This window comes from Streptococcus oralis (assembly GCF_001578945.1).
GTDB lineage: Bacteria > Bacillota > Bacilli > Lactobacillales > Streptococcaceae > Streptococcus > Streptococcus oralis_Q.
In genome coordinates, this window is record NZ_KQ969551.1 from 381,916 (window position 1) to 383,005 (window position 1,090).

Here is a 1,090-nt window from a genome sequence, read left to right on the forward strand (position 1 = left end):
CTCAAAGTTGACCCAAAGTAGGAGGTGTTTATGAAGAAAAAGAAGATTGTCCTTGTATTTGCTCTGTTATTTAGCGTTTTTTTGACAGCTTGTACGCAGAAGGCCAGTGACCCCAAGCAAGATAATTGGACCAAGTACCAAAAGCAGGGGAGCGTGACCATTGGATTTGATAATACCTTTGTTCCTATGGGGTTTGAAGAAAAGAATGGTCAGTACGCAGGATTTGATATTGACCTAGCCCAAGCTGTTTCTGATAAGCTAGGAATCCAAATCACCTTTCAACCCATTGACTGGGATATGAAAGAAACCGAATTACAAAATGGTACTATTGATGCCATCTGGAATGGCTATACAGCTACAGATGAACGGAAAGAGAAGGTTGCTTTTACCATTCCTTACATGGGAAAATCAACAAGTTTTGGTCTCTAAAAAGTCTAAAAATATCCACTCAATTCAGGATATGACAGACAAAGTTTTAGGGGCTCAGGCTGGATCTTCTGGTTATTTGGATTTTGAAGCCCAGCCAGACTTATTGAAAAATCGTGTCAAAGACCAGAAGGCCAACCAATACCAGAGTTTTAATGAAGCCTTGATTGATTTGAAAAATGATCGGATTGATGCCTTATTGATCGACCGTGTCTATGCCAATTACTACCTGCAGTCTGAAGGGATTTTAAATGATTACCGTGTTTTTTCAGCAGGATTTGAAAGCGAGTCCTTTGCGGTCGGTGTTAGACCTGCTGATAAATCTCTACTCGCTGCTTTGAACCAAGCTTTTGTTGAACTGTATCAAGAAGGAAAGTTCCAAGAAATCAGCCAAAAATGGTTTGGAGAGGATGTAGCAACCAGTCAAGTTAAAAATCAAGAATAAGAAAAAGAGATTGGGTTTTTCTGAACTGCACCCAGTCTTTTTGGATCTTTTTTCTATCTTGAATTGTCAAATTAAGTGCACATTTTCTTCATAGGAAACTTCATACATAAGGTGTTTTCCAGTACTAGTTCGTTTAATTCCATTCTACTAGAAGATATTATGAGTTTGGTTCTGTCAATAATTTTGTGTAAACACACAAGTAGAGTTTATTAAGTTATA

1 pseudogene is annotated in these 1,090 nt (G+C 38.0%); it reads left to right on the forward strand.

What is annotated here, in order from left to right:
* The first annotated feature begins 30 nt into the window (after positions 1 to 30).
* Positions 31 to 871, forward strand: a pseudogene (locus SORDD16_RS04540) (amino acid ABC transporter substrate-binding protein).
* Positions 872 to 1,090 lie beyond the last annotated feature (219 nt).